This window comes from Catenulispora sp. GP43 (assembly GCF_041260665.1).
Lineage (GTDB): Bacteria > Actinomycetota > Actinomycetes > Streptomycetales > Catenulisporaceae > Catenulispora.
The window spans coordinates 286,815-310,633 of the sequence record NZ_JBGCCT010000009.1; the positions used below are offsets into that span (position 1 = coordinate 286,815).

Sequence of the window (23,819 nt, forward strand, 5' to 3'; positions counted from 1 at the left end):
AGCGCAGCCCGCCGAATCCCGCCCGCTCGCGCCACTGCGTGAGCCGCGCCGGAGCCCCCCACTCCAAAAGCCACAGGGGCCCCGCCCGAAGGCGAGACCCCTGCGACGTGCGACAGCTACTACATCACCGAACAACAGCCCACTCAGTGGTGCCCGTGCCCGGCCTCGATCTCCTTGTACTCCTCGACCGTGGTCTCCACGTTGTCGGAGAACATCGCCTTGGAGGCCTTGGCCCGCAGCTTCAGCGCGCGGTTGCCCGGGCGCTCGACGCCGTTCTCGTCCGTGGCGGGGCCGAGTTCCAGCGGCTTCTGCACCTCGTGCGCGGTCAGGCGGTAGCGCTCGCCGGCCGACAGCGGTTCGTGGACCTCGGTGAACTCGCCGTCCAGCGAGACCTTGATGATGCCGGTCTCGCGGCCGTGCAGGACCTTGTCCTTGTCGCGCCGCTGCAGGCCCAGGGCGATGCGCTTGGTGCACCAGAAGGCGATCACCGGGCCGAGGAAGACCAGGACGCGGAAGGTCCAGGTCAGGGCCTCCACCGAGAGGTGGAAGTGGGTCGCGATCAGGTCGTTGCCGCCGGCCAGCCACAGGACGCCGTAGAACGTTATCCCGGCGACGCCCAGGCCCGTGCGGGTCGGGCGGTTGCGCGGGCGGTCCAGGATGTGGTGCTCGCGCTTGTCGCCGGTGATCCACTGCTCCAGGAACGGCCACACGGCCAGGGCGGTGAACAGGATGCCCGGGACGACCAGCGAGGGGATCAGCACGTTGAAGGACAGCGTGTGGCCCCAGATGTTCCACTCCCAGTTCGGCATCATGCGAAGGGAGCCTTCGAGGAAGCCGATGTACCAGTCTGGTTGGGAACCCGCGCTGATCTGGTCGGGTACGTACGGCCCGTACGCCCAGATCGGGTTGATCTGCACCAGGCCCGCCAGCAGGAAGCAGACACCGAAGATCACGAACATGAACCCGCCGGCCTTGGCGGTGTACACCGGCAGCAGCGGCAGGCCGACCACGTTCTCGTTGGTCTTGCCCGGCCCGGCCCACTGCGTGTGCTTCTGCACGAACACCAGGATCAGGTGCGCCGTCACCAGGCCGACGATCAGCGCCGGGATCAGGAGCACGTGGATGGTGAACAGGCGCGGGATGAAGTCGTGCCCGGGGAAGTTGCCGCCGAACAGGAAGTACGAGACGTACGTGCCCACGATCGGGATCGACAGGATGACGCCGGAGGCGATGCGCAGACCGGTACCGGACAGCAGGTCGTCCGGCAGCGAGTAGCCCGCGAAGCCCTCCAGCAGGCCCAGCACCATCAGCGTGAAGCCGATCAGCCAGTTGATCTCACGGGGCTTGCGGAACGCACCGGTGAAGAAGATGCGCAGCATGTGGACCATGATCGCCATGATGAAGATCAGGGCCGCCCAGTGGTGCACCTGGCGCATCAGCAGTCCGGCGCGGACGTCGAAGCTGATGTGCAGGGTCGAGGCGAAGGCCTCGGACATCGAGACGCCGTCGAGCGGGTGGTACGAGCCGTTGTACTGGACCTCGCCCATGCTCGGGTTGAACCACAGCGTCAGGAAGACGCCCGAGAGCAGGATCAGGATGAACGAGAACAGCGCGATCTCGCCGAGCAGGAAGCTCCAGTGGTCCGGGAAGACCTTCCGGATCAGGTTCTTCGAGCCCTTGTAGATCCCGAGCCGCTCGTCGGCCCAGGTGGAGACCGGGTCGGTCTTCACGGGTTCGTTGTCGGCAGCGGCCCCGCCGACCGGGGCAGTCGTGGCGCTCATCCGCGCTCCCAGAAGCTCGGGCCGACCGGCTCCCGGAAGTCGCTCACGGCGACCAGGTTGCCGTCGGCGTCGACCGTGATCGGCAGCTGCGGCAGCGACCGCGCGGCCGGGCCGAAGATGACCTTACCGTCGTCGGACAGGTCGAATGTCGACTGGTGGCACGGGCACAGCATGTGGTGCGTCTGCTGCTCGTACAGCGCCACCGGGCAACCGACGTGGGTGCAGATCTTGGAGAACGCCATGACGCCGTCCACCGACCAGTCCCACTGCTTCTTCTTCTGCGCCTCGGAGCCCTTCAGCGCCTCCTGGGGCAGCCGGACGACCAGCACCGCGGACTTGGCGAGGTTGTCGATCCGCTCCTCGGGGACGTCGTTCAGGCTGGCCGGGTTGGCCAGCGCGAGCGTGCCCACCGTGACGTCGGAGACCTTCAGCGGCTGGCCGGTGTTCGGGTTGACCAGCTTCTCGCCCGGGGCCCACAGGGTGTGCCGCAGGCTGTCACCCGGCAGCGGGCCGAGGTCGCGCAGCAGCCAAATCGCCGGCAGCGGAAGCACCAGCATCGCAGTCAGCAGGGAGCGCCGGATGAGCGGGTACTTGGTGATGCCGGAGTCCGCGACGCCCTGCTTGAACTCCGAGACCGCGAACGCGGTGGACTCGGGGTCCGACTTCATCAGGTGCCGCTCCTGGACCAGGTCCACGTCGGTCATCAGGGTACGGGCCCAGTGGATGGCCCCGCCGCCCAGCGCCAGGAACGCGAAGCCCAGGCACAGGCCCAGAGCCAGGTTGTTCATGTTCACGGTGCCCAGGCCCGTGAAGGTGTGCACCCTCGTGTTCGGCACGAAGGTGTAGCACACCATCGACCCGATGATGCCCACGATCGAGATCAGGAACAGCAGGGCGACCTGGCGCTCGGCGCGCTTGGCGGCCTTGGGGTCGAGGTCGGTGACCCGGGGCCGGTGCGCCGGCAGACCCGGGTCCTGGAAGGGGTCGTCCGCCACGGCGTCCTTGGTCAGGGTGCCGTTGCCCGACCCACCGGTGTTCTCTGGCAGGTGGTCCGTTTCCATGTCCCGATCAGTCATTGTCGGTCGCGTCCTTCCCGGTGGTCGCCTCGAAGTGCGCGACACGGGCGCGGGACGCCTTGGTGGTGTGCGCGCCGATCCAGCAGGCGAACACGATCAGCAGGCCCAGCACGATCGTCCAGACGAACAGACCCTCGGAGACCGGGCCGATCGCGCCCAGGTCCAGGCCGCCGGGGTTCGGGCCGTAACGGGTGTTCAGCAGGTACGCGATGATGTCCTTCTTGTCCTGCGGGGTCATCACGTGGTCGTTGAAGATCGGCATGTTCTGCGGGCCGGTGAGCATGGCCTCGTAGATGTGCTTGGGCGAGGTCTCCTTCAGCGACGGCGCGTACTTGCCGTCGGTCAGGGCACCGCCGGCGCCGGAGACGTTGTGGCACTGCGAGCAGTTGCTGCGGAACAGCACACCGCCGTTGGAGACACTGGCGGCGTCGTTCGGGTCGGCGGCGTACGCCGACTCGTCCGGGACGGCCGGGCCGGCCCCGAGCGAGCTGATGTACGCGGCCATGTCGTCGATCTCGTCCTGCGTGAAGACCGGCGGCTTGCTGGGGGCCTGCGGGCCGATCTGCTGCGCGGGCATGCGGCCGGTGCCGACCTGGAAGTCGACGGCGGCGGCGCCGACTCCGATCAGCGACGGGCCCGAGCCCTGCACGCCCTGACCGTTCAGGTTGTGGCAGGAGGAGCACGAGGACTGGAAGAGCTTCTGGCCTGAGGCGATCTGGTCCGCGGTGTAGGCCGACGAACCAGCCGCCGACGCCGTGGATGAGCCCAGGGTGGCGTAGGCCGCGCCGATCATGGCCAGCGCGAAGAAGAGGACGACGAACGCGGCCAGCGGATGGCGCCGTCGTGCCGAAAGCGTGTTCACGACAGAGGATTCCTTACCGATTCCACTGGTCCGGACTACTTCATGATGTAGATGACGAAGAACAGGCCGATCCACACCACGTCGACGAAGTGCCAGTAGTAGGACACGACGATCGCGGAGGTGGCCTGATCATGGGTGAATCGCTTGGCGAGGTAGGTCCGGCCCAGCACCAACAGGAACGCGAGCAGCCCGCCGGTGACGTGCATGCCGTGGAACCCGGTCGTGAGGTAGAACACCGACGTCCACGCGTTGTGGCCGATCGTGTAGTTCTCCTTCACCAGGGCCGAGTACTCCCAGACCTGACCGGCCACGAAGACCGCGCCCATGATGAACGTGAGGATGAACCAGCTCCGCAGCTTCCGCACGTCCCCACGCTCGGCCGCGAACACGCCCATCTGGCAGGTGACCGAGGACAGCACCAGGATGGTGGTGTTCGGTACGGCCAGGGACATGTTCAGGTGCTTGGCCTGCTGAACGAAGTAGGCCGACCCGTGCACCGATCGGATCGTGAAGTACATCGCGAACAGCGCCGCGAAGAACATCAGTTCCGAGCTCAGCCAGACGATCGTTCCGACGCTGACCAGGTTCGGCCGGTTGGGCAGGCGGTGGGCCTGCCCCGCTTGAGTAGTTGCAGTTGCTGTCGCCACGGCCGCCATTATGTCGTCACCCCATGGCGGCTCCGCGCCGGGGGTGGGTGTTAAGGAACCAGTGTCCTGTGTGTATGGGGCCGATCGAGTTAACGAAGGCCCGGATCCAGGGGTTCCCGGGCCGTTTCGGACACGCTCGGTATGCCGCCTCTACCAGCTGAGCGACGGTTGCCGGGCTCGCCGCGCCGACATGTCCGATCTGCGTAAAAGCGACCGGAGGCCGGGCTCTGGTCCGGACGGGTGAGGCCGGCCGGGCCCGGCGGGATCCCGGAGTTCGGCGGGCCCGGCCGAACCCGCCGGATCGGCGCCCTGACCGTCTGGAAGCCGAGCTTGTACGCCGAGTAAGCTCGGCCCCATGAACAACCAGCACGGCAACGCTGGTAGTGCCAGCGAGACCGCCATCAAAGTCCTCATCTACAGCGACGACTCCACCACCCGGGAGAAGGTCGTGCTGGCGCTCGGGCGCCGGGTGGCGGCCGACCTGCCGCCGATCAAGACGCACGAGTTCGCGACGCCGGCCGCCGTGGTCAACGCCGTGGACAAGGGCGGCTTCGACATCCTGATCCTGGACGGCGAGGCCACCCCGGCCGGCGGCATGGGCGTGTGCCGGCAGCTCAAGGACGAGATCTACCAGTGCCCGCCGATCCTGGTGCTCACCGGGCGCCCGCAGGACGGCTGGCTGGCCACCTGGTCGCGGGCCGAGGCGTGGACGCCGCACCCGATCGACCCGGTCGCCCTGGCAGACTCGGTCGCGGAGTTGGTCCGGGCCCGGCTCGCCAAGCGCGTCGCCGCGTAGGGTTCCGCTGCGGAGGAGCCCTGGGCCGCCCAGGCCCCGGGCCGCTTCTCCATCTGAGATTCACCCCTTTGAGCGTTCCGCTGAGCGGATCACGCCCGGGGTTATCGGATCATGCACTGGGTTGACCGGATCATGCACAGAGACGGAGGCGAACCGCCGATGACCGAGCAGCGCACCTGGCCCGAGCTCCTGTCGGCGGTTCTGCGCCGCGAGGACCTGTCCGTCCAGGACGCGGCCTGGGCCATGGACCGGGTCATGACCGGCGAGGCCACCCCGAGCCAGGTCGCGGGCCTGGCGGTGGCGCTGCGCGCCAAGGGCGAGGCGGTCGACGAGATCGAGGGCTTCGTCCGCTCGATGTACAAGCACGCGCTGCTCATCGACGTCCCCGGGGCCACCGTGGACATCGTCGGCACCGGCGGCGACCGCGCGCACACCGTGAACATCTCCACGATGTCGGCCATCGTCGCGGCCGGCGCGGGCGCCACGGTGGTCAAGCACGGCAATCGGGCCTCGTCCTCCTCCTCCGGCGCCGCGGACGTGCTGGAGCGGCTCGGCGTCCGCCTGGACCTGGCACCGGAGGCGGTGGCCCAGGTCGCCAAGGAGGTGGGCATCACCTTCTGCTTCGCCCCGGTCTTCCACGCCTCCCTGCGCCACGCGGGCGTCCCCCGCAAGGAACTGGCGATCCCGACCTTCTTCAACTTCCTGGGCCCGCTGACCAACCCGGCGCGGCCCAAGGCCGGCGCGGTCGGCGTCTTCGACGAGCGCATGGCCCCGGTCGTGGCCGGCGTGTTCGCCCGCCGCGGCGTGGAGGCCCTGGTCTTCCGCGGCGACGACGGCCTGGACGAGATCTCGGTGGCCACCACCACCACGGTCTGGACCGCCACCGGCGGCCAGGTCCGCCGCGAGGTCTTCGACCCCCGCGACGTCGGCATCGAGTACTCCCCGGTCACCGCCCTGCGCGGCGCCGACCCGGAGTTCAACGCCGGAGTCGCCCGCCGCATGCTGGCCGGCGAGCAGGGCGCGGTACGCGACGCGGTGCTGCTGTCCTCGGCCGCGGCACTGGCGGCGCTGGAGCCCTCCGGCGAGCCGGTGACGGCACGGCTGGGCGCGGGCCTGTCCAAGGCCGCGGAGGCGATCGATTCGGGGGCCGCCGAGCGGGTGCTGGCGAAGTGGGTCGAGGTGTCGGAGCGGTTGGTGCGGGAGCGGTAGAGGCGGTTTCGGGTGCCCGCTGATTGTGGGTGCCCGCCGGTCGCCTGGGCGGACACCTGCGAGGTCAGAACTCCAGGTCGGACCAGCTGATGGCGATGGGGAACGGCTCGTCGGTCAGGACCGCGTCACGGCTGAGCCCGGATTCCCAGTACGCGACCTGTGCGTACCGGCCGTGGTACTCCCCCAGACGCCACTGCTCGATCGACTCGACAGCCGAGTCATCGGGCTTCAGCCGCACGATCCAGTAGTGCTTGATCCCGGAACGCGCGTATTGAGTCATCTTCGACTCGAAGCCGGTATCCGGATTGTCCTGCCCGGTGTCGGTCGCCTGGCTGGACTTCGACACGATCTCGACCACGAGCAGCACATCCTTCGCCCACAGCTTTTCCTCGGACTCCACGCAGCGGTAGGCGAGGACATCGGGGCGGCGCACTGTGGAACGTGGGACCTCCCACAGCCGGGTGTCCACGTCGTAAGAGACCGTCAAGCACGGATGCGCTCCGGCGCGCACCGCCTTCTTGGCCGCGTCCTCGATCGCGTTCGCCAGCCGGCGTGAAGCAAGCTGGTGGCCCCGGCTGCCGGACTCGCGCCGGATCAGGCGGCCGTTGTCAAGCTCGTGATCCCGGCAGAAGTCCTCGGGGATGTGCTCCCACATCTCCAGGGTGACGCCGTCGAGCAGGCCGGCCCACTCCACCAGGCTGAAGGCGGCCCAGAGCTCTGCCGACTTCTCCAGGTCTGCGACCTGAGGCGGAGGCGGTTCGTAGTTCATAGCGACTGTCATACCCCAAAAGGCTAGCCACGCCCTCTGACAGGACGTGGCCAACCGATTGCGGACTGCGACCGAGCGCTGAGGCCTACTGCCCCTGCACCCCCGCCCCCGAACCCTTCAACCACTGGCTCCAGCTCAGGTTCCAGTCGTCGAACCCCGGGTTCGGGTTCGTGGTCACGTTCGACTTGGTGTTCGCCGACTGCAGCACGTCCACCACGTCGCCGATCTTCACCGTGTTGAAGAACCACGCCGCGTCGTCCAGGCTCATGCCGATGCAGCCGTGGCTGCTGTTCACGCGGCCGAACTTGCCGTCGTTCCACGGGGCGGCGTGCACGAAGGTGCCGGACGAGGTGAGCTTCACCGCGTCCTGGACCTTCAGGTCGTAGAAGTCCGAGGCGTCGGTGAAGTTCACCGAGGCCGAGGTCATCTGCAGCGAGGCGTCCTTCTCCAGGACCACCATCTTGCCGCTCCAGGTCGGGTGCTTGGGGACCTCGCCGGCGCTGACCGGGATGGTGCGCAGGACCTGGCCGTTCTTGGTGACGGTCATCTTGTCCTTCACCAGGTCCACGGTGCTTATCACCGAGTCGCCGATGGTGAAGGAGAAGTCCTTGGTGAACGAGCCGTAGGTGGTCTCGCCGGCCTTCACGCCGTTCAGGCCCAGGTGCACCTGCACCTTGGTGCCCGGCTGCCAGTAGCTCTGCGGGCGCCAGTCCGCCTCGGTGTCGCTGCGCCAGTTCCAGGCGCCGTCCACGTGCGGGGTGGTGGTGACGGTCATCGCCTTCTCGACGGCCGCGCGGTCCTTCTCGTTCGGCGCGTTGGTGAAGAAGACCGCGACCGGCTGGCCGACGCCGACCGTGGTGCCGTTGTCCGGGACGTAGTGGTCCAGACCGAGGCGCTTGCCCGGGGTCAGGGTGGTGAACTTCGAGGTGGTGGTCTTCTCGCCCCCGGAGCCGTCCTGCGCCTTCACCACGACCGTGTAGGTGCTGGAGATCGCCAGGTTGCCCGTGGAGGCCCAGGAGGAGCCGTCGGCGGCCAGGGCCCCGGCCACGGTCTTGCCGGAGGCGTCGGCGGCCGTGACACTCTCCAGCTTGCCGTTGACGGCGGCCACCTGGATGCCCTTGCCGGGGTCGGCGCCCTGGGTGCCGTCCGCGGGACTGGCCGAGAGCGTCATCGGCTGCGCGGCGGAGGACGAGGGGGCAGCGGCGCCGTTCGCACCGCCGGAGGACCCGGACGAGGCGGTCTGCCCGTCCCCCACCGGCGCCGCCGCGGTCTTGCCGCCCGACGAGCCGCCGCACGCGCCCGCCAGCAGCGCCACCGCCGCCGCGGACGCCGTCCACTGCGCGGCGCGCCGCCACCGGCGTCCTCCGCCCGCGGTGCCACCGTGCCCGATCTGGTGTGCCACGAGTCCCTCCCGTTCCACGTGAGCTGTCATACCTTCAAGCCCTTGATGATCCTTACGTCTTACACCGGGATAGACGCCGCGGGGGCGTTGTGCGTTGCGCCTGATCTCGAAAGAAGGTCGTCTCGTGACATTCCTGGGACACAAAAAAGAGCCGGGCCCCGGATCGCTCCGAGGCCCGGCCCCTTTTCTACAGCTTCAGCGGACTGCCCTTCGGCAGCCGCGCCGGTTCAGTGCTCCGCACCGACCTCGCCGTACCGGTTGTTCTCGCGCCGGTAGTACTCGAACACCAGCCCGATCACCGAGTAGGCGCCGAACGGCACCGCGATCAGCAGCAGCCACCATCCGAAGATGATGCCCATGAAGGCGATCGCCGCGGACCCCGCGGTGTACAGCGGCCACCAGGAGTGCGGGGAGAAGAAGCCGAGTTCGCCGGCCATCTCCGCGATCTCCGCGTCGTCGCGGTCCTCCGGGCGCGGTCCGATGCGGATCGCGGTGAAGTACAGGTAGAACCACACCAGCGCGCACAGGCCGAAGGCCATCGACAGGGCGGTGGTGCCGACCGTGTCCTTGGACAGGAACCAGTACACCGGGATGTCGATGATCAGGAAGATCGCGACGAACCCGAAGAGTTTGGCTTCGACCTTCACTTGGCACCGTCCTCCGTGTCAGTCCCGGTCGTGTCCTGGGTCTCCTGCCGCGCGGACGCCGGCTTGGCGGCGGCCACCGCGGGCTTCTTGCCGTGCCCGTGGCCCAGGTCCAGGGCCGCGACCTCGGGGTGGTGCAGGTCGAAGGCCGGGGATTCGGAGCGGATGCGCGGCAGCGAGGTGAAGTTGTGCCGCGGCGGCGGGCAGGACGTGGCCCACTCCAGGGAGCGGCCGTAGCCCCACGGGTCGTCGACCGTGACCTTCTTGCCGCGCTTGGCGGTGATGTACACGTTGTACAGGAAGGGCAGGGTCGAGGCGCCCAGGACGAACGAGCCGATCGAGGAGATCGTGTTCAGCGTGGTGAACCCGTCGCTGGCCAGGTAGTCCGCGTAGCGGCGGGGCATGCCCTCGGCGCCGAGCCAGTGCTGCACCAGGAAGGTGGTGTGGAAGCCGACGAACAGGATCCAGAAGTGGATCTTGCCCAGCCGCTCGTCCAGCATCTTGCCCGTGAACTTCGGCCACCAGAAGTAGAAGCCGGCGTTCATCGCGAACACCACGGTGCCGAACAGCACGTAGTGGAAGTGCGCGACCACGAAGTACGAGTCCTGCACGTGGAAGTCGATCGGCGGGGAGGCCAGCAGCACGCCGGTCAGACCGCCGAACAGGAAGGTGACCAGGAAGCCCACCGACCACAGCATCGGCGTGTCGAAGCTCAGCGAGCCGCGCCACATGGTGCCGATCCAGTCGAAGAACTTGATGCCGGTGGGCACCGCGATCAGGTACGACATGAAGGCGAAGAACGGCAGCATCACCGCGCCGGTGGTGAACATGTGGTGCGCCCACACCGTCACCGACAGGCCGGCGATCGACATCGTCGCCATCACCAGGGTGTTGTACCCGAAGATCGGCTTGCGGCTGAAGACCGGGATGATCTCGGAGATGATGCCGAAGAACGGCAGCGCGACGATGTACACCTCGGGGTGTCCGAAGAACCAGAAGAGGTGTTGCCACAGCAGCGCCCCGCCGTTGTCGGCCTCGAAGATCTGCGCCCCGAGCCGGCGGTCGGCCTCCAGCGCGAACAGCGCGGCGGCCAGCACCGGGAACGCCATCAGGACCAGCACCGCGGTCAGCAGGATGTTCCAGGTGAAGATCGGCATGCGGAACATCGTCATGCCGGGCGCGCGCATGCACACGATGGTGGTGATGAAGTTGACGCCACCGAGGATGGTGCCGAAGCCGGACAGCGCCAGACCCATGATCCACATGTCCGCGCCGATGCCCGGGGAGTGGATCGCGTCGGTCAGCGGCGAGTAGGCGAACCACCCGAAGTCCGCGGCGCCCTGCGGGGTGAGGAAGCCGCCGACGGCGATCAGCGAGCCGAACAGGAACAGCCAGTAGGCGAACATGTTCAGCCGCGGGAAGGCCACGTCAGGGGCGCCGATCTGCAGCGGCACGATGACGTTCGCGAACCCGATGAACAGCGGGGTGGCGAACATCAGCAGCATGATCGTGCCGTGCATGGTGAACGCCTGGTTGAACTGCTCGGTGGTCAGGAACTGCAGACCCGGCCGGGCGAGCTCGGCGCGCATCAGCAGGGCCAGCAGGCCCCCGATGCCGAAGAAGCAGAACGACGTGATGAGGTACATGTACCCGATCACCTTGTGGTCGGTGGACGTCAGCCACTTGACCACGATGTTGCCGGGGACACGGCGCTCGTACGGCGCGCTGACAGCGCGCGGTTCACTGATGGCCGTCACTTTTCTTTCCCTGTGGTGTCGTTGCCGATACCGGTCAGCGGGCCGACGCGCAGCGGGACGCCGTTCGGGTTGTAGCCCACGGGCATCTGACCGGTCTGGCCCTTGCCGGTCACCGGGTCGATCTTGTTCGCCAGGTCCTTCAGGTGCTGCTGGTAGTCGGCCGCGGAGACGACCTTGACGTAGAACAGCATCCGGGAGTGGTCGACGCCGCACAGCTCAGCACAGCGGCCGATGAACTCGCCCTCCTTGTTCGGGGTGAGCTCGAACTCGTTGACCCGGCCGGGCACCACGTCCAGCTTGAACAGGAAGTTGGGGACCCAGAAGGAGTGGATGACGTCGGTGGAGGTCAGGGTGAAGCGCACCCGCTCGTTCACCGGCAGCCACAGCACCGGCAGGTCCGCCGGCGTGCCGGCGTCGTACACGGCCAGCTGGCCGGGGGTGGCCTGCTGCGTGGTCGCGTCGTAGTTGTAGTTCCAGGACCAGGACCACTGCCGCCCCACGACGTTCACCTTCACGTCGGGGTCCTTGTGCAGCGCCAGGAGCTTGGACTCGTCCTTGGCCGTGAAGAAGAACAGCACCGCGATCATGATGAACGGCACGACCGTGAACAGCACTTCGATCGGCACGTTGTAGCGGGTCTGCGCGGGGATCTCCACACCGGTGCGCTTGCGCCGGTAGAAGATGACGCACCACAGGATCAGGCCCCACACCAGGGCGCCGACGGCGAGCGCGGCGATCCACGAGCCCTGCCACAGGTGCAGGATGATCGGCGCTTCCTTGGTGGCCGGCGCGGGCAGCCCGAGCCGTTTGAACTGGCCGCTGTCGCAGCCGGTGGCGGTCGTGGCGACCAGCCCGGCCACGGCAAGAACGCCGAGCTTCGCGCGCCGCGATCGCCGCGCCGGGGTGGTGCGCTGCGGCGACGGGTCGGAGCCGTGTGGACTCAAGGTTGCCTTCCCGAGGTTCAAGCCTTGGCGGCAGGCACGCGGCGGACCCGCCGGGATCGCACCCGGTGTGCCCGCACGTCACGGCCCTGCCAGGGGCGGTGTCTTCTCTCTCGCGGCCAAACCCTACTCCAGCCCCAATTGCCTCCCGCGTGCAGGTCCCGGTTAACGCTTGTGGCGGGGTGCGGCGGTCACACTTCCGGCCGAACTGACGGACGTCCATCCGATGATCGGGGTGCTGGAACGCGCCGTATCGTCAAGGGTGTGACTCATTTCGACGCCGCCTCCGCCGAGCCCCCGCATCCGGCCGCCCGCGCCGCGCTGCTGGCGGCCTTCGACGAGGGGTGGGCCGACCCGGCCCGGCTGTACCGGGCCGGACGGCAGGCGCGCATGCTGCTGGACCAGGCCCGGGCGGCGGTCGCCGAGGTGCTCGGGTGCCGGGCCCGGGAGGTGTACTTCACTCCTTCGGGGACCGCCGCCATCCACTACGGGGTCGCCGGGGTGCTGGCCGGACGGCGGCGGACGGGGCAGCGGCTGGTGGTCTCAGCGGTCGAGCACTCGGCGGTGCTGCACGCGGCGGAGCTGCACGTCGCGACGGTCGGCGGCGCTGATCGGGGCGGCGGGAGCGAAGGCGGCGGGAGCATTGCCAGCAGTGGCACCGGCAGCGGCGGCACCGGCACCGAACCAACGATCGCCGAGGTCCTGGCCGCTTCCGGCGTGGTGTCGGTGGTCGGCGTGGACCGGCTCGGCCGCGTGGACCCCGAGGCCTTCGCGCGCGAGCTGCGGGTGCCGGGAACCGCCCTGGCGTGCCTGCAGGCCGCCAACCACGAGGTCGGCACCGTCCAGCCGCTGGCTCCGGTCTTCGACGCCGCCGTCGGCGCCGGGGTGCCGTTGCTGGTGGACGCCGCGCAGGTGGTCGGCCGGCTGCCGGTGCCCCGGGAGTGGTCGGTGCTGTGTGCTTCGTCTCACAAGTGGGGCGGGCCCGCGGGCGTCGGGGTCCTCGCCGTCCGCAAGGGGACGCGGTTCGCCCCGGCGTGGGCCGTCGACGAGCACGAGGACGGCCGGGTGCCCGGGGCGGTGAACCTGCCGGGGATCGTGGCGGCCGCCGCGGCGCTGCTGGCCCGGGAGCAGGAACGGGAGGCCGAGGCGGTACGGCTGCGCGCCATGACCGAGCGGCTGCGCCGGGCGCTGCCGGGCGTGGCCGAGGACATCGAGGTCTTCGGCGACCCGGCGGACCGGCTGCCGAACCTGGTCGCCTTCTCCTGCCCGGCGGTCAACGCCGAGGCCCTGGTCCTGGACCTGGACGAGGCCGGGTTCGAGGTGTCCTCGGGCTCGGCGTGCACGTCCGACACCGTCACCCCGAGCCACGTGCTGGTCGCCATGGGCGCCGCCGACCGGGGCAACGTGCGGGTCTCGCTGCCGTTCGGCACGGCGGAGGAAGACGTGGACCGCTTCCTCGCCGTGCTTCCGCGCGTACTGGAGAAGCTGCGCTGAGCCGGACGGGTGAACGCGCCCGTTCGGCTCAGGCCGCCAGGTACCGGACCACCTCGCCGGCGGCGGCGCTGCCGTAGGCCACCGCGAAGCGCTCCAGGAAGCGGCCGCGGCTCAGGTCGTACTCCTGGGTGCCGATCGTCTCGATCACCAGGGTCGCCAGCATGCAGCCGACCTGGGCCGCCAGTTCCTCGCCGGCGCCCCAGGACAGGCCGGCGATGAAGCCGGCGCGGAAGGCGTCGCCGACGCCGGTCGGGTCGGCCTTGGCCTCCTCCTTGGGGGTGGCGACCTCCAGCACCTCGATCTCGCCGTCCGCGGTCCGGCGGGTGATCCGGACGCCGTTCGCGCCGAGCGTGACCACCCGGGCGCCGACGCGGCGCAGGATCTCGTCGGCGTCCCAGCCGGTCTTCTGCTCGATCAGCGCGGCCTCGTACTCGTTCGTGAACAGGTACCGCGCGCCGTCCACGAGCCGCTTGATGTCCTCGGCGGGCATGCGCGCCAGCTGCTGGGAGGGGTCGGCGGCGAACGGGATGCCGCGCTCGCGGCACTCCTCGGTGTGCCGGAGCATCGCCTCGGGGTCGTCGGCGCCGATCAGCACCAGGTCCAGGCCGCCGACCCGGGCGGCGACCGGGCCGATCTCGATCAGCCGGGCCTCGGCCATCGCCCCGGTGTAGAAGGAGGCGATCTGGTTGTGGTCGGCGTCGGTGGTGCACACGAAGCGGGCGGTGTGCAGCAGCTCGCTGATCCGGACCGACTCGCAGTCGACGTTGTTCCGCTCCAGCCAGGACCGGTACTCGCCGAAGTCCTCGCCGGCGCTGCCGACCAGGATCGGGCGCATGCCCAGCTTGCCCATGCCGAAGCAGATGTTCGGGGCCACGCCGCCGCGGCGGATCTCCAGGGAGTCGACCAGGAACGACAGCGAGACGGTGTGGAGCTGGTCGGCCACCAGCTGCTCGGCGAAACGGCCGGGGAAGCTCATCAGGTGGTCGGTCGCGATGGAACCGGCGACGGCAACGCGCACGGGGGACTCGATTCTGTTCGGCGGGGAGGTCGGCTCGGCGGGGAGGTCGGCTCGGCGGGTCTATGAGGCATCTCGCGGGCACGGCAAATGGGTGGGCCCGCGAACGGGCCCACCCACCGTATTAACCGACGCCGGGGCCTTCACACACCTTCGAGGGTGCCGTGCGGGCCCGGGCGGGTCGTCTCGTGTTTAGCTGAAGCTGTCGCCGCAGGCACACGACGAACCCGCGTTCGGGTTGTCGATCGTGAAGCCCTGCTTCTCGATGGTGTCGACGAAGTCCACCGTCGCCCCGGCCAGGTACGGCGCGGACATGCGGTCGGTGACGACGTTCACACCGTCGAAGCCGGCGACGATGTCGCCGTCGAGGGTGCGGTCGTCGAAGTAGAGCTGGTAGCGCAGACCCGAGCAGCCACCGGGCTGCACTGCGACGCGCAGCGACAGGTCGTCGCGGCCCTCCTGCTCCAGCAGGGACTTCACCTTGGAGGCCGCCTCGGCGGTCAAGACGATGCCCTGCGCGACAGTCGCCTCCTGCGAGGTCTCCGTCTGCACGGTCATATGCGTACTCCTTCTTCTGGACACCGGCGCCCCGTGGAGCGCGCCTGCACAACAAGGGGAACCACGCGCCGCCGGAAGCTATTCCGTCCCCATCGTCGCACAGGTCCCGGATCGGTGGTGCTGGACAGTGCGCGGCTGTGCGGGGGCTCATACCCGGTCGGGGCGGTTCTACCGCCTTCTACTGCCGTCTACCGCCGGCAGGCGGCCTTGTAGACGGCGAAGGCGGGCTTCGGCGTGTAGTCGGTATGGAGTAGCCCGAAGCCGTAGAAGATGGATTCGGTGGCAGCGGAATCGGCGTCGCGCAGACAGAAGTGGCTGTAACCAGTGATGTTCAAGCGCTCCCTGAGGCCGAGGACCGTCGCCAGGACGGTCTCGACCACCTCGGCCTGGCGCTGCTCGGAGCGGCCGCCGCCGGTGGACCAGCCGTTCTCGGCGATGCGCACGGGGACGTCGGCGCCGATCCCGGCGGTCGGCAGGACGCGCTCCCGGAAGTCGGTGAGGACCAGGCCGACGGCCCGGGCGAGGTCGGGCCCGGGGATCGGGTGGAAGACGTCGGGGAAGAAGTCGAAGCCGACGTAGCCGAGGGCGTCGTGGAAGTCCGGGGCTTCTTTGGCGGCGGTCGCCGCGAGATCGTGCCAGAAGGACAGGTCGGGACCGAACGCCGGAGTCGCGTTGAAGCCCACGGCGAGGTCGGCGAGGCCCAGGTCGCGAGCGTGGTCACGGGCCGCGACGACGCCGCGGACGAGGGCGCTGAGGACGTTGGGCGTGGAGCCGTCGAGGTACGGGGCGTCGACGGTGGGTTCCTCGCAGATCTGCAGGAGCGCTATCCGGTCGCCGTAGGTGTCGATGGCTGCGCGGACGAAGGCGAGCCAGCTCTCGACATCGCCGGCCGGGTCGCGGAAGCCGAGGACGAGTTCGAGGCGGCGGGCACCGGCTCCCAGCAGCTGCTCGGGCTCGGCCGGGGTGGGCCGCTCGCCGGAGGCGGCCGGCGAGCGGAAGTTGAGGTAGGCGCGGACGAGGAAGCCGGGGCGGGTGCCCTGCAGCTCGTCGAGGGCGCGGTTGATCAGGGCGGGGTCGTCGGCGCGGGCCGGTTCGACGACGCCGAGGTCGCCGCCGACGGCGCCGCCGGGATAGATGCCGAAGGTGAAGGACATGCCGCGACCCTATCCCGAATATTGGTGTCGCTTAAAGTTTTCTGTGACACCAAGTTTGGTGCCGCACTACAATCACCCCCGTGGGACTCCGCGAGCAGAAGAAGCAGCAAACCCGGACCGCCCTGGCCGACGCCGCCCTGGCCCTGTTCACCGCGCACGGCTTCGAACAGGTGACGGTCGCGGAAGTGGCGGCGGCGGCAGGCGTGTCGGTGAACACGGCCTTCAACTACTTCCCGACCAAGGAGGACCTGTTCTTCGACCGCCAGTCCGAGATCGAGACCCGCCTGGCCACCTGGGTCCGCACCCGCCCGCACGGCACCACCCCGACAGCCGCGATCCGCGACGGCGTCCTGCGCGCCCTCGCCGAGGGCGACCCCACCTTCGGCCTGAACAAGGAGGCGGAGGGCTTCTGGCGCATCGTCGACGAGAGCGCTTCGCTGCGGGCCCGCTCCCGCGAGATCGCCGAGCGCTCGGAAGCCGCGCTCGCCGCCGCGCTGGCCGAGGAGGCACCGCCGAGCGATCCGCTACCGCGGCTGCTGGCCGGGGCGCTGGCCGGCACGTTCCGTGCCGTGGTCGCCGAGATCCGGCGGAAGATCGGCGCCGGGGAGCAGGTCGAGGCGGTGCGGGACGAGGTGGCGGCTGCCGCGCGGGGGATGTTCGCGGCGTTGGAGCCTGAAAACCAATGAGGCCGGGCTCACCCTCAAGAGCCCGGCCCCACGCTTGTTCCCCCGTTCCCCCCGTTCCCCGCCCTACGGCAGCGCGAGCATCTGCTCCAGCGCCACGCGCGCGTAGTGCGCCGTGTCCTCGTCGACCTCGATCACGTTCGGGACGCGGCCGTCGGCCAGCGCCTCGAGGGCCCACACCAGGTGCGGGAGGTCGATGCGGTTCATCGTCGAGCAGTAGCAGACGCTCTTGTCCAGGAACACGATCTGCTTGTCCGGGTGTTCGGCGGCGAGGCGCTTCACCAGGTTCAGCTCCGTGCCGATGGCCCAGGCGCTGCCGGGCTCGGCCTCGTTCAGCAGGGTGATGATGCGCTCGGTGCTGCCGACGTAGTCGGCCTTCTCGACCACTTCGTGGCGGCACTCCGGGTGCACCAGCACGTTCACGCCGGGGACGCGCTCGCGGACCTCGTCCACGCACTCCGGGGTGAAGCGGCCGTGGACCGAGCAGTGGCCGCGCCACAGGATCATCTTCGCCGCGCGGAGTTGGTCGTCCGTCAGGCCGCCGTCAGGGCGGTGCGGGTTGTAGACCACGCAGTCGTCCAGGGAGAAGCCCATGTCGCGCACCGCGGTGTTGCGGCCCAGGTGCTGGTCCGGGAGGAAGAGGACCTGGGTGCCCTTGGCGAAGGCCCATTCCAGGGCCCGCTGGGCGTTCGAGGAGGTGCAGATCGTGCCGCCGTGGCGGCCGGTGAAGGCCTTGATGTCGGCGGAGGAGTTCATGTACGAGACCGGCACGACGTTCTCGGCTATGCCCAGGTCCTGGAGACGCTCCCAGCAGCGCTCGACCTGTTCGGCGGTCGCCATGTCGGCCATCGAGCAGCCGGCGGCCAGGTCGGGCAGGATCACCTGCTGGTCGGCGCTGGTGAGGATGTCCGCCGATTCGGCCATGAAGTGCACGCCGCAGAAGACGATGTACTCCGCCTCGGGGCGGGCCGCGGCCTGCTGGGCCAGCTTGAAGGAGTCGCCGGTGACGTCGGCGAACCGGATGACCTCGTCGCGCTGGTAGTGGTGGCCCAGGACGAACAGCCGCTCGCCGAGCTTGGCCTTCGCCGCCTCGGCGCGGGCCACCAGGTCGGGGTCGGAGGCCGGGGGCAGGTCGCCCGGGCACTCCACGCCGCGCTCGCTGCGCGGGTCGGCGGAGCGGCCCAGCAGGAGCAGGCTGACCGGCGTCGGAGCCGGCTCCTGGAAGGCCGGCGCCGGTGCCTCGGTGGACGCTGTGGACATCCCGTCACCCCTTTTCGTCTATCTGACGTTAAGAGATCATACCCTAGTGTCAGTGTGACGAGAAGCGAGGACCGGGCGCCGTGGCGGACGTCACAACTCCGGCCGGGGGAAAGCGATTACCATCCGGTGCGTGCACATCGTCATCGCCATGGACAAGTTCGCCGGGACGCTCACCGCGCCGGAGGCCGTGCAGGCCGTCGCCGCCGGGTGGCTCCGGACCTCGCCGGAGGACACCGTGACCGGCGTCCCCATGTCGGACGGCGGGCCCGGCTTCCTGGACTCGCTGGCCGACGCCTTCGAGGGCCGGCGGCGCTTCGGGGAGCGGCTGGCCACGGTCAGCGGGCCGCTGGGCGCCGAGGTCACCGCGCGCTACCTGATCGAGCTGCGGGACGGCCCGGCCGGCGAGGCGGACGTCCCGGGCCATCCGACCGCGTACATCGAGGTCGCCGAGGCTTGCGGGCTGCACCTGGTGCCGGCCGACGAGCGCGACGCCAAGGCGGCAACCACCTACGGCGTCGGCGAGCTCATCGCCGCGGCTCTCGAGGACGGCGCGAAGCGCCTGGTCATCGGGCTCGGCGGCACCTGCACCACGGACGGCGGCGCCGGGCTGCTGGCGGCCCTGGGCGCCGAGCCGGCCGAGGTGCTGCGGGCCGGCGGCGGGGCCCTGAAGAGCCTGCACTCGCTGGACCTCGCCGCGCCCCGGCGCCGGCTGGCCGGCGTCGAGATCGTCATCGCCAGCGACGTCGACAACCCGCTGCTGGGCCTGCGCGGCGCGGCGGCCGTCTTCGGGCCGCAGAAGGGCGCGACCGACGACGACGTCCAGCGCCTGGACGCCGCGCTCACGACCTTCGCCGAGCTCGCCGGCGCCATCGGCCAGGAGCCCGGCGCGGTCCGCCGCACCCTCGACGCCCCCGGCGCCGGCGCGGGCGGGGGCCTGGGCTACGGACTGATGCTCCTGGGCGGCCGCCGCGTCGCCGGGATCGGCACCGTCATCGCCGAGACCGGGCTGGCCGACCTGATCGCGCGGGCGGACCTGGTGATCACCGGCGAGGGCCGCTTCGACCACAGCTCGCTGGGCGGCAAGGTCCCCACCGGGGTCGCCGAGGCCGCGCTGAAGTCCGGACGGCCCTGTCTGGTCCTGGCCGGGCTCGTCGAGGTGGGCAAGCGGGAACTGGCCGCCGCCGGGTTCGCGGCCGCGTACGAGGTCGCCGAGCAGGCCGGGTCGGCGCAGGAGGCCATGGCCCATGCCGAGTTCCACCTGACGGCCCTGGCCGAGCGGGTCGCGAAAAGCTGGTCGCACCGCTAGGAGCTGGGCCTGCCGGCGTGCTCGACCACCACGCCGCAGCCGAGCTTCCGGCCGGCACACCCCGCCGACGAAGGCCCCGCTGCCGTAGCAGCGGGGCCCGTGGTCGGACAGGTCACTTGACGGTGATCCACCCGGCGTAGAACACGCCCAGGCCCAGGCCGACGAACAGCCCGCAGATGATCCAGAACCGCACCACCACCGTCACCTCGGCCCAGCCGACGAGCTCGAAGTGGTGGTGCAGCGGGGCCATCTTGAACACCCGTTTGCCGCCGCTGATCTTGAAGTAGCCGACCTGGATCACCACCGACAGGGTGATGATCACGAACAGCCCGCCGAGCAGCGCCAGCAGCAGCTCGGTCTGCGAGCAGATCGCCAGGCCGGCCAGGGCGCCGCCGAGGGCCAGGGAGCCGGTGTCGCCCATGTAGATCTTGGCCGGCGAGGTGTTCCACCACAGGAAGCCGAAACAGGCCCCCATGACGGCCGCGGCCACGATCGCCAGGTCGAGTGGATCTCGGACCGGGTAGCAGCCCTGCACGCCGGTGCCGAGCGTCGCGCACGACTCGCCGTGCTGCCACACGCCGATCAGCACGTACGAGGCGAACACCATCACGCACGAGCCGGTGGCCAGGCCGTCCAGACCGTCGGTCAGGTTCACGCCGTTGGACGTGCCGGCGATGAGCAGGCCGGCCCAGATCACGAACAGCACCGCGCCGAGGTCGACCGCCGAGATGTTCCGCACGAACGACAGGTGCGTGTTGCCCGGGGTGTAGCCCAGCGCGTTGGGGAAGTGGATGGCCATCACCGCGAACGCGATCGCGACGATCCACTGCCCGACCATCTTCGCCTTGGCCCGCAGGCCCAGCGAGCGCTGCCGGAACACCTTCAGGAAGTCGTCGGTGAAGCCCACCACGCCCATGCCGGCCATCAGGAACAGCACCAGCAGCCCGGAGGCGGTGGGCACCTTCATCGTGGCCAGCTTGGTGAAGCCGTAGCCGAGCAGGGTGGCCAGCACGATCACCACGCCGCCCATGGTCGGCGTGCCGCGCTTGGCCTGGTGCGTGGTCGGGCCGTCCTCACGGATCGGCTGGCCGAAGCCGTAGCGCGCCAGGGTCTTGATCGCCATCGGCGTGCCGATCAGCGAGAAGAACAGCGCGATCCCCGCCGCGTACAGCACCCCGCGCATCTGCAGGCCGCCTTCGGAACCGGCGTGCGGAACCACCGCGCCCACCCCGGCCCAGGCCGCCGCGAAGTCGCTCACCGGACGTCACCTCCCGCACCGCGCGCCTGCGGCGCGTCGCCGTCCCCGGAACCTTGTCTGAAGTCCCCGTCCCCGTCCCCGTCCCCGCCGACCGCGCGTTCCAGCAGGGCCGCGGCCAGCCCTTCGAGCCCGACCGCCCGCGAGGCCTTGACCAGCACCACGTCGCCGGGCCGGACCCCGGCCCGGACGAACGCCAGCGCGGCGTCCGCGTCGGGCACCGCCACCGACTCCCCGTCGTAGGACCCTTCCATCGAGGCCCCGCTGTGGATCGCGGCCGCGCCGGCCCCGACCGCCACGGTCTGGGCGATGTTCAGGCGCACGGCCAGGCGCCCGACGGCGTCGTGCTCGACCGCGGAGTTCTCGCCGAGTTCGGCCATCGTGCCCAGCACCGCCCAGGAGCGCGCGCCGGGGCGCGCGCGGGCCATGGTGGCCAGCGTCTTCAGCGCCGCGCGCATCGACTCCGGGTTGGCGTTGTAGGCGTCGTTGACGATGGTGACGCCGTCGGCGGACTCCCCGATCGCCATCCGCCACTTGCTGTCCGGCTCGGCGGCCGAGAGCACCTCGGCCACCTTCTCACCGTTCAGGCCCAGTTCCAGGCCGGTCGCCGCGGCGGCCAGCGCGTTGGACACCTGGTGCTCGCCGACCAGCCGCAGCGCGACCGGGAACCGGTGCGGCCCGGCGGCGTCGCGGTACAGCAGCGTGAAGCTCGCGCGGCCGTCCGGGCCGATGCGCACGTCCTCGGCCCGCACGTCGGCGTCCGGCGCCTCGCCGAACAGCACCACGCGGCCCTTGGTGCGCGCGGCCATGGCCCGCACCCGGGTGTCGTCGGCGTTGAGGATCGCCACGCCGTCCCGGTCGGGGTTGCAGTTCCCGGCCTCCGGCACGGCGGCGGCCAGCTCGCCCTTCGCCTCGGCGATGGCCTCGACGCTGCCGAACTCGCCGAGGTGCGCGCTGCCGACGTTGAGCACGACGCCGATGCGCGGCGGCGCGATGGTCGTCAGGTGCTTGATGTGCCCGATGCCGCGCGCGCCCATCTCGGCGACCAGGTACCGGGTGTCCTCGTCCGTGCGCAGCACGGTGATGGGGAATCCGAGCTCGTTGTTGAAGCTCCCCTTCGGCGCCACGGTCGGGCCCAGTTCGCGGGCCAGCCGGCCGATCAGGTCCTTGGTGGTGGTCTTGCCGGCCGAGCCGGTCAGGCCCACGACGGTGGTCCGGGGCAGCCCCGCCAGGTGCGCGGTGGCCAGCGCGGACAGCGCGCGCAGCAGGTCGCCGTCCTGGACGGTGACGGTCGGGACGCTCCCCCGGCCGGTCCACGGCTTGCGGTAGGCCTCGTCGGGGGCGGCGAGGACGGCGACGGCGCCCCGGTCCACGGCCGCCTGGACGAAATCGTGCCCGTCGGCGGCTTCGCCGGGGAAGGCTGCGAACAGTGCTCCGGGCGCGGCGTCCCGTGAGTCGAACACCACGGGCCCGGTGACGTCGAGCTCTGCGAGCTCCTCCTGAGCGGTACCGGGGGGACCGCTCAGGGTCCCTCCCACGGTGTCCGCGATCCAGCCGAGATTATGGGGGCTCACTGCTCGCTGCGGTCCTTTCCGGCCGCTTCCAAAGCGGCGCGCAGCACCACCCGGTCGTCGAACGGCTTCTTCACTCCTGCGATCTCCTGCCCCTGCTCATGTCCCTTGCCGGCGACGATCAGCACGTCGCCGGGGCCGCTGGCGGCGACCGCGTACGCGATCGCCTCGGCCCGGTCGGCGACCACGCGGTAATTCTGGACGGCACCGGCCAGTTCGGCGTCGGCGCCGGCGGTGACGGCCGCGAGAATGTCCGCTGAACTTTCCGTACGCGGGTTGTCATCGGTGAATACGGCCTCGTCGGCGAGCCGCACGGCGGCGGCGCCCATCAGCGGCCGTTTGGTCTTGTCGCGGTCCCCGCCGCAGCCCACCACCACGCGCAGCCGGCCGTGGCGGCTCTCGGCCACCGGCCGCAGCGCGGACAGCGCGGTCTGCACCGCGTCCGGGGTGTGGGCGTAGTCGACGACCGCCAGGAACTCCTGGCCCGGTACCTGGACCCGCTCCATGCGGCCCGGGACGCCGTGCACGTCGCCGACCCCGGCGATGGCGGTCTCCAGGTCGATCCCGGTCACCGCCAGCAGCACGATCGCGGCCAGCGCGTTGGCGACGTTGAAGTCGCCGGGCAGCCCGGCCGAGGCCTTGTGGCGCGCGCCGTCCGGGCCGACCAGGGTGAACGCCGAGTCGTCGGCGCCGAGCACGATGTCCTCGGCGCTCCAGTCGGCGGCGTTGCCCTTGATGCTGAAGGTGTGCACCTCGACGCCGTTGTCCCGGCAGCGCTCGACGATCCGCCGGCCGTGCTCGTCGTCGACGTCGACGACGGCCCGCTCGGTGTACCCGGGCGTGAACAGCTTGGCCTTGGCCTCGAAGTAGTCCTCGAAGTCGGCGTGGAAGTCCAGGTGGTCCTGCGTCAGGTTCAGGAACGCGGCCGCCCTGAACCGGATCCCGGCGGTGCGGCCGTAGGCCAGCGCGTGGCTGGAGACCTCCATCGCGACCGCGTCGACGTGCTTCTCCACGGCGGTGGCCAGGATCGCCTGCAGATCCGGGGCTTCCGGAGTGGTGCGCACGGAGGGCACCACCTCGTCGCCGATGAGGATCTGCACGGTCCCGATGACGCCGGTCTTCAAACCGGCGCGGCGCAGGCCGCCGTCGATCAGGTAGCTGGTGGTGGTCTTGCCGTTGGTGCCGGTGACGCCGTACATCGCCAGCCGCGCGGCGGGTTCGCCGTAGACGAACGCCGACAGCCGGCCGGCCAGGCCCCGCACGTCCTCGGCCACCAGGACCGGGACTGCCAGGCCGTCGGCATCGAGCACACTGGCGCCGGCAGCGTCGGTCACGACCGCGACCGCCCCGGCGGCCACGGCGCCGGCGGCGAACTCGGCCCCGTGCCGGGCCGCGCCCGGCCAGGCGACGTACAGGTCGCCGGGCCGGATGCCCTGCGAGTCGTGCGAGAGCCCGGTGACCGCCGTGTCCAGGGCCTCCGTGGTCGCGGCCGCAGTGGCGGCGACTGAAGCGCCGACGTGTTCCGCACAGGCGCGAACGCTGTGCTGCGGAAGGTGATGCGGGCGCGGTGTGGAGGTCATGGGGTCCCGATACATCGTCGGATCGGCGGAGACGGTCAGTTGGGGCACGTGCGGAAGGC

Annotated in this window: 21 protein-coding genes; 5 read left to right on the forward strand and 16 right to left on the reverse strand. The window is 70.3% G+C overall.

Features of this window, described 5'->3' with window-relative positions; translation table 11 throughout:
- Positions 1-143 precede the first annotated feature (143 nt).
- From ABH926_RS20685 to ABH926_RS20700, 4 genes are read right to left on the reverse strand one after another with little or no spacing between them, the layout of a single operon-like run.
- The gene (locus ABH926_RS20685; RefSeq protein WP_370367321.1) at positions 144-1,781 is read right to left on the reverse strand and encodes a cytochrome bc complex cytochrome b subunit; all 1,638 of its coding nucleotides are present in this window, start codon (positions 1,779-1,781) and stop codon (positions 144-146) included.
- Positions 1,778-2,857, reverse strand: a complete 1,080-nt coding sequence (locus tag ABH926_RS20690) for a Rieske 2Fe-2S domain-containing protein (RefSeq protein ID WP_370367322.1) — start codon at positions 2,855-2,857, stop codon at positions 1,778-1,780. The genes ABH926_RS20685 and ABH926_RS20690 overlap by 4 nt, the downstream gene beginning before the upstream one ends.
- Entirely contained in the window at positions 2,850-3,719 is an 870-nt protein-coding gene (locus tag ABH926_RS20695) for a c-type cytochrome (protein WP_370367323.1), read from the reverse strand. Before ABH926_RS20695 ends, ABH926_RS20690 begins: the two co-directional genes overlap by 8 nt.
- A 35-nt stretch (positions 3,720-3,754) precedes the next feature.
- Entirely contained in the window at positions 3,755-4,375 is a 621-nt protein-coding gene (locus ABH926_RS20700; RefSeq protein WP_370367324.1) for a heme-copper oxidase subunit III, read from the reverse strand.
- Positions 4,376-4,721: 346 nt separating this feature from the next.
- On the opposite strand from ABH926_RS20700, the gene ABH926_RS20705 reads away from it, so the two are divergent.
- Both ABH926_RS20705 and trpD read left to right on the forward strand, forming a co-directional pair.
- The gene (locus ABH926_RS20705) at positions 4,722-5,162 is read left to right on the forward strand and encodes a hypothetical protein (protein WP_370367325.1); all 441 of its coding nucleotides are present in this window, start codon (positions 4,722-4,724) and stop codon (positions 5,160-5,162) included.
- A 159-nt stretch (positions 5,163-5,321) separates the two neighbouring features.
- Entirely contained in the window at positions 5,322-6,371 is a 1,050-nt protein-coding gene (trpD, locus tag ABH926_RS20710; protein ID WP_370367326.1) for an anthranilate phosphoribosyltransferase, read from the forward strand.
- 64 nt (positions 6,372-6,435) lie between these two features.
- Here the strand turns inward: trpD and ABH926_RS20715 are convergent, their stop codons facing one another.
- From ABH926_RS20715 to coxB, 5 genes are all read right to left on the reverse strand, one after another.
- Entirely contained in the window at positions 6,436-7,152 is a 717-nt protein-coding gene (locus ABH926_RS20715; protein WP_370367327.1) for a Uma2 family endonuclease, read from the reverse strand.
- A gap of 73 nt (positions 7,153-7,225) precedes the next feature.
- Positions 7,226-8,542: an Ig-like domain-containing protein gene (locus ABH926_RS20720; RefSeq protein ID WP_370367328.1), complete on the reverse strand. Its 1,317-nt coding sequence runs from the start codon at positions 8,540-8,542 to the stop codon at positions 7,226-7,228.
- Between the two features lie 227 nt (positions 8,543-8,769).
- Entirely contained in the window at positions 8,770-9,189 is a 420-nt protein-coding gene (locus ABH926_RS20725; RefSeq protein ID WP_370367329.1) for a cytochrome c oxidase subunit 4, read from the reverse strand.
- Positions 9,186-10,943, reverse strand: a complete 1,758-nt coding sequence (gene ctaD / locus ABH926_RS20730) for a cytochrome c oxidase subunit I (RefSeq protein WP_370367330.1) — start codon at positions 10,941-10,943, stop codon at positions 9,186-9,188. Before ctaD ends, ABH926_RS20725 begins: the two co-directional genes overlap by 4 nt.
- A complete protein-coding gene (gene coxB, locus ABH926_RS20735) occupies positions 10,940-11,887 on the reverse strand; it encodes a cytochrome c oxidase subunit II (RefSeq protein ID WP_370367331.1) in 948 nt (315 codons plus the stop codon). Before coxB ends, ctaD begins: the two co-directional genes overlap by 4 nt.
- 261 nt (positions 11,888-12,148) lie before the next feature.
- Between coxB and ABH926_RS20740 the strand changes: the two genes are divergently transcribed.
- On the forward strand, positions 12,149-13,378 hold the full coding sequence (locus tag ABH926_RS20740; protein WP_370367332.1) for a cysteine desulfurase family protein: 1,230 nt from the start codon (positions 12,149-12,151) through the stop codon (positions 13,376-13,378).
- A 28-nt stretch (positions 13,379-13,406) separates the two neighbouring features.
- Here ABH926_RS20740 and ABH926_RS20745 read toward each other — a convergent pair whose 3' ends face one another.
- From ABH926_RS20745 to ABH926_RS20755, 3 genes are all read right to left on the reverse strand, one after another.
- The gene (locus ABH926_RS20745; protein WP_370367333.1) at positions 13,407-14,396 is read right to left on the reverse strand and encodes a carbohydrate kinase family protein; all 990 of its coding nucleotides are present in this window, start codon (positions 14,394-14,396) and stop codon (positions 13,407-13,409) included.
- 189 nt (positions 14,397-14,585) lie between these two features.
- A complete protein-coding gene (gene erpA / locus ABH926_RS20750; protein ID WP_370367334.1) occupies positions 14,586-14,951 on the reverse strand; it encodes an iron-sulfur cluster insertion protein ErpA in 366 nt (121 codons plus the stop codon).
- Positions 14,952-15,139: 188 nt separating this feature from the next.
- Entirely contained in the window at positions 15,140-16,105 is a 966-nt protein-coding gene (locus ABH926_RS20755) for a hypothetical protein (protein ID WP_370367335.1), read from the reverse strand.
- Positions 16,106-16,185: 80 nt separating this feature from the next.
- Between ABH926_RS20755 and ABH926_RS20760 the strand changes: the two genes are divergently transcribed.
- On the forward strand, positions 16,186-16,791 hold the full coding sequence (locus ABH926_RS20760; protein ID WP_370367336.1) for a TetR family transcriptional regulator: 606 nt from the start codon (positions 16,186-16,188) through the stop codon (positions 16,789-16,791).
- 63 nt (positions 16,792-16,854) lie between these two features.
- Here ABH926_RS20760 and nadA read toward each other — a convergent pair whose 3' ends face one another.
- Positions 16,855-18,048: a quinolinate synthase NadA gene (gene nadA / locus ABH926_RS20765; protein WP_370367337.1), complete on the reverse strand. Its 1,194-nt coding sequence runs from the start codon at positions 18,046-18,048 to the stop codon at positions 16,855-16,857.
- Positions 18,049-18,178: 130 nt separating this feature from the next.
- On the opposite strand from nadA, the gene ABH926_RS20770 reads away from it, so the two are divergent.
- The gene (locus ABH926_RS20770) at positions 18,179-19,354 is read left to right on the forward strand and encodes a glycerate kinase (RefSeq protein ID WP_370367338.1); all 1,176 of its coding nucleotides are present in this window, start codon (positions 18,179-18,181) and stop codon (positions 19,352-19,354) included.
- 112 nt (positions 19,355-19,466) lie between these two features.
- Here the strand turns inward: ABH926_RS20770 and mraY are convergent, their stop codons facing one another.
- The 3 genes from mraY to ABH926_RS20785 form a co-directional block, all read right to left on the reverse strand.
- On the reverse strand, positions 19,467-20,537 hold the full coding sequence (gene mraY / locus ABH926_RS20775; RefSeq protein ID WP_370367401.1) for a phospho-N-acetylmuramoyl-pentapeptide-transferase: 1,071 nt from the start codon (positions 20,535-20,537) through the stop codon (positions 19,467-19,469).
- Between the two features lie 71 nt (positions 20,538-20,608).
- On the reverse strand, positions 20,609-22,183 hold the full coding sequence (gene murF / locus ABH926_RS20780; protein WP_370367339.1) for a UDP-N-acetylmuramoyl-tripeptide--D-alanyl-D-alanine ligase: 1,575 nt from the start codon (positions 22,181-22,183) through the stop codon (positions 20,609-20,611).
- Positions 22,180-23,808 carry a UDP-N-acetylmuramoyl-L-alanyl-D-glutamate--2,6-diaminopimelate ligase gene (locus ABH926_RS20785; RefSeq protein WP_370367340.1) on the reverse strand — a complete coding sequence of 543 codons (1,629 nt, stop codon included), beginning with the start codon at positions 23,806-23,808 and terminating at the stop codon, positions 22,180-22,182. The genes murF and ABH926_RS20785 overlap by 4 nt, the downstream gene beginning before the upstream one ends.
- Positions 23,809-23,819 lie beyond the last annotated feature (11 nt).

Excerpts from the sequence above, each read along its gene's own strand:
- ABH926_RS20685 (WP_370367321.1), bottom strand. The coding sequence starts at position 1,781 with ATGAGCGCCACGACTGCCCCGGTCGGCGGGGCCGCTGCCGACAACGAA.
- ABH926_RS20690 (WP_370367322.1), bottom strand. The coding sequence starts at position 2,857 with ATGACTGATCGGGACATGGAAACGGACCACCTGCCAGAGAACACCGGT.
- ABH926_RS20700 (WP_370367324.1), bottom strand. The coding sequence starts at position 4,375 with ATGGCGGCCGTGGCGACAGCAACTGCAACTACTCAAGCGGGGCAGGCC.
- ABH926_RS20705 (WP_370367325.1), top strand. The coding sequence starts at position 4,722 with ATGAACAACCAGCACGGCAACGCTGGTAGTGCCAGCGAGACCGCCATC.
- trpD (WP_370367326.1), top strand. The coding sequence starts at position 5,322 with ATGACCGAGCAGCGCACCTGGCCCGAGCTCCTGTCGGCGGTTCTGCGC.
- ABH926_RS20715 (WP_370367327.1), bottom strand. The coding sequence starts at position 7,152 with ATGACAGTCGCTATGAACTACGAACCGCCTCCGCCTCAGGTCGCAGAC.
- erpA (WP_370367334.1), bottom strand. The coding sequence starts at position 14,951 with ATGACCGTGCAGACGGAGACCTCGCAGGAGGCGACTGTCGCGCAGGGC.
- ABH926_RS20755 (WP_370367335.1), bottom strand. The coding sequence starts at position 16,105 with ATGTCCTTCACCTTCGGCATCTATCCCGGCGGCGCCGTCGGCGGCGAC.
- nadA (WP_370367337.1), bottom strand. The coding sequence starts at position 18,048 with ATGTCCACAGCGTCCACCGAGGCACCGGCGCCGGCCTTCCAGGAGCCG.
- mraY (WP_370367401.1), bottom strand. The coding sequence starts at position 20,537 with ATGCGCGGGGTGCTGTACGCGGCGGGGATCGCGCTGTTCTTCTCGCTG.